This is a genomic window from Methanobrevibacter sp. (assembly GCF_045603845.1).
Taxonomy (GTDB): Archaea; Methanobacteriota; Methanobacteria; order Methanobacteriales; family Methanobacteriaceae; genus Methanocatella.
The window spans coordinates 1-3,921 of sequence record NZ_JAZUMY010000044.1; the positions used below are offsets into that span (position 1 = coordinate 1).

The following is a 3,921-nucleotide window of genomic DNA, read 5'->3' on the forward strand; positions in this document are numbered from 1 at the left end:
ACACAATGAATTTGTAAGCTATTTAAAAATAATTACCTCTGCAGTTTCATTGGGGCATGATGAAAGTTTAATTGTATTCATTGGTGAAGATGATGAAAGACAATACTTATATCCTGAAGAATTTAACAATGGGTTCTTTAGGTTTTCGGTAGGTATAGAGGATGTTGAAGATATTATAGAAGACTTGCGTCAAGCATTAGAAAAATCTGAATTATTATAATTTAACCTTGAATTCCGGTGTTTCTACAATTTTTGGGATTTTCCCAATTGTTCCCACATTGTCTTGGGATATTATTAAAACACCTTGGTAATATTCTTTAAACCTTTCTGCTGTTTCTAAAGCATTGAAAACTTTATCTTCTGATGTTTCACCCATAACATCATTAGCTATTCTTGTTGCAAGTCCATCACCAATAGATGGGCTTTTGCTAATTACAGTGACACTGTCTGATTTACCGAAACTAATAGAATGACCTATTTTGCCAGAAGATGTGCAAATGCCTAATGGTTTTTTTCTAGCTTTTATTTCAAAACCTATTTTGTTTCCTAAAATTTCATTATTTGAAAAAATTCCACAAATTAATTTTTCATCATTAATTAGGGCAATGTCTCCACCATTTTCAACAATTGAATATTTCGATTCGTTTTCAATTAGATAGTCCAGTGACATTTCTGAAATGGTTCCTGCAACACATGCCATAGGCCCCACATCTGCACAGTTTGATGAATAGTACATTTTTTCAACAATGGGATGTAAATCATCATTATCTGGTTTAATTGGGTTTAAAGACAGTAAAAAATCTTGATTTTTAGAGATATGGTCTTTTAAATAATATCTTAGTTTATAGATATGTTTTTTCAATTCTTGATTTTTCAAATCCGTTGTAAGACGAATATGTGTTTCGTCTAAATTAATTTCTTCAAAATGCATAATCATATATTACAATTGTTATTATTATAAATAATTTTCTTATGGGAATTAAATGAAAATAAACTATTTTGAGCTTATAATTCATTAAAAAATTTTAAAATCACTTTTTGCTTTAATTAAACCTTTCAGAGATATTGAAGTGTTATAATTTTGAACAAATTCCTTTTGTTCTTTAATTAATCTTATAAAAACATTTATATAACATCAAATTTTATATGTTATACTTGCTGTTATGTTTTAACTAGTATTGAAGGGATTGCTATTAATTTTCAGCATATATCAAAATTAGAGAGTGTTTGAATGAATTATGATTTAATACTAGCACGATATGGTGAAATAGGTGTAAAAAGCTCTAAAATAAGGGCACGTTTTGAAAAAAGACTTGTTAAGAATATTAAAGCAACATTTGAATGTAAAGTTGAAAGAAATCAGGGTAGAATATATATTCATCCAAAAAACTTTGATGAGGGAATAGAAAAATTAAATCATGTGTTTGGTGTAGTATCATATTCTCCTGTAGTATCAACTAAAACAAATTACGAAGATATTGAAAAAACATTAACTGGATATGTCAAAGAGTTAATTAAAGAAAATCTCATTGATGAGAACACCAAATTTGCAATTAAATGCAGGCGTGTTGGAAAACATGACTTTACCTCGCAGGAAATGGGTGCATATTGTGGAAAAGTTGTAAGAAATGTCGTATCTGCTCCGGTTGATTTGACAAATCCTGAATTGACTATTTTTGTTGAAGTTAGGGGAGATGATACCTATATTTTCCATGAAAAAATCAGAGGTCCTGGAGGTTTGCCTCTTGGAACACAGGGAAAGGTTGTTGCCTTAATTTCAAGCGGTATTGACTCACCAGTGGCAGCATATCTGATGATGAAAAGGGGTTGTGAGGTCATAGCGCTTCACTTTAACAATGATCCATTTTCCAGCCCAAAAGTAACTGAAAACTTTAATTTATTGGTTGATCAATTAAACACATATGCAAAAGGATTGCCTATCAAAAAAAGAGTTGTAGACTATGGTGAATATCTTCAAGCTGCTAAAACTAAAGCTCCGGAGAGAATGACTTGTGTGTTATGTAAATCCGGAATGTATAAAATAGCAGAAAAGTTAGCAACAGAATTGGGGGCAAATGCTATTGTTGATGGAAGCAGTGTTGGTCAGGTTGCCTCACAAACATTGCCTAATATCCTTGCAACAAGATATGGTGTGGACATACCGATATTATCTCCATTAATTGGTTTGGATAAAGAAGAAATCACTGCTATTGCAAAGGATATTGGAACATTTAAAATATCTGAAATTGATGATGGGGGATGCAGTGCAGTTCCAAGATATCCGCAAACACATGCTGACTTAGATTTTTCAAAAAAAGCATGTGAAGATATGAACCAAGATGAATATATTGAAAAAGCGTTTGAAAATATTAGGAGAATCTATTGAATCTCCAAATATTTATTAAATTCATCTTTCCTTTTTTATACTAATGGTTTGGAATGTTCCTCTTTGTTCATTGGATAATCATTGGTTGTCAGTGGTTTACCAATTTTCTCAAGCCTATTGTCTAAGAATTCCCTGCCCTTTTCAGTAATTGCAATAATAGGAACCTTGGAGCCGGAATAGTATGATTTTTCTTTTTCAGCGTAATCTCTAACATTTTTAGAGGAACAAGCAGTAATGACTTCACAGTATTTAAATGCAGTTTCCACTTCTTTTAGACTCGCATTTGTGGTGTGCGCTACAAACATATATGTATTTACACCATCGGGCAAAGGATATTGGCCGATTTCTTCAATTGATTTTGATGGCAGAATGGTAATTGCAATATTCTTATAGTCTCTTTCAATTGCCATTTCCAATCCTTTTATAGGGTTTAAATCAGCGTTTTCTGGATTTAATACATTTTCGATTCCAACTTGTTCAATAACTTCCGGTATTGGAGTAGTGCTAATAAGTGCAGATACCCGACCACCTACGCCCTGAATAATTTCCGGATCTGTCATCAGCAATGTTCCAACACCTTCGCACACGCCAACAACACAGTCAATCAATCCCAATTCAATGTTTGTTCTTAGAATTTCAGATATTCCAAAACTCATGAAATCTTTCATCTTCACTACTCTTTGAGGTGTGCACATCCCAAATTCCCGAATCCTTTTTTCCATATTCCATTTTATGAAATCTTTAGTTAGATGTTCGGCACCGTCAATTTTATAAAAAATAGGGCAGAAATCAACAAGGGGTTCTCCAACTGAGGTTACTTCTCCATTTTCTATTACTACTTCTGTTTTACCTAAAGCTTCGATTACATGATAGTCTTTTGCCATTGTTTCACCTTGAACAACATTACATTTTTCATATTTTGAGTTTATTTTTTTGTGATATATTTTCCCATTAAAGTTAACTATTGTTATATTTAAATACTATAAGTTAAAAATATAACTATTGTGATATTTTAAAGTCTCTATCTATAAATTTAAAAAATTAAATGGAATGGATAGTTTATCTAAATATCAACTCTTCTTTATCATGAGAATATATTAGAAGGTGAAAGATATCAATTGATAAAATCGGGCGAAATCAAATGATGAAATTGATTAAATCCTAGATTGCTTTGGTAAAATTAAAAATTTACTTTACAAAGCTTAGTCTATTTCATCCTACTGGATAATACACTAAACTCGGGCATGGATTCCAGTGATGATATTAAACCTTTAAAGGCTTTACAGTCTTAAAGAAGAACCAAATTGGAAAATAAGAAAAGTTTAGGAGAGTAGTGAAATTGACTAATCAAAGAACTATTAGCCAGATCAATCAAAAGATTGAAAACGGTGATGCCAATATCTACACGGCAGAAGAGTTTAAAAAACTTATTAAAGAAGGTAACACTCCAAGTTTTGATGAAGTTGATGTAGTTACAACAGGAACTTGTGGTGTAATGAGTGGTACAGCAGCTATACTCAATTTTATAGTTTCTG

The 3,921-nt window shown here is 31.6% G+C and carries 5 protein-coding genes; 3 read left to right on the plus strand and 2 right to left on the minus strand.

The genetic code is table 11. The annotated features are described in order from the left end of the window. Positions 1-220: PLP-dependent transferase (locus ACKI2W_RS03850; RefSeq protein WP_407379416.1), on the plus strand; the 220-nt coding region annotated here is incomplete at its 5' end. Here the strand turns inward: ACKI2W_RS03850 and ACKI2W_RS03855 are convergent. Continuing rightward, positions 215-931 (minus strand): UPF0280 family protein, encoded by a 717-nt coding sequence (locus ACKI2W_RS03855; RefSeq protein WP_407379418.1) that lies wholly within the window; start codon positions 929-931, stop codon positions 215-217. The genes ACKI2W_RS03850 and ACKI2W_RS03855 overlap by 6 nt on opposite strands. 300 nt (positions 932-1,231) lie before the next feature. Between ACKI2W_RS03855 and thiI the strand changes: the two genes are divergently transcribed. Beyond that, complete coding sequence (gene thiI / locus ACKI2W_RS03860; RefSeq protein WP_407379420.1) at positions 1,232-2,386, plus strand: tRNA uracil 4-sulfurtransferase ThiI; 1,155 nt, start codon at positions 1,232-1,234, stop codon at positions 2,384-2,386. 35 nt (positions 2,387-2,421) lie between these two features. Here thiI and ACKI2W_RS03865 read toward each other — a convergent pair whose 3' ends face one another. After that, complete coding sequence (locus ACKI2W_RS03865) at positions 2,422-3,270, minus strand: methanogenesis marker 8 protein (protein ID WP_407379422.1); 849 nt, start codon at positions 3,268-3,270, stop codon at positions 2,422-2,424. 455 nt (positions 3,271-3,725) lie between these two features. Here ACKI2W_RS03865 and ACKI2W_RS03870 point away from each other — a divergent pair. Then, a partial coding sequence (locus ACKI2W_RS03870) for a homocysteine biosynthesis protein (protein ID WP_407379424.1) occupies positions 3,726-3,921 on the plus strand: 196 nt, incomplete at its 3' end.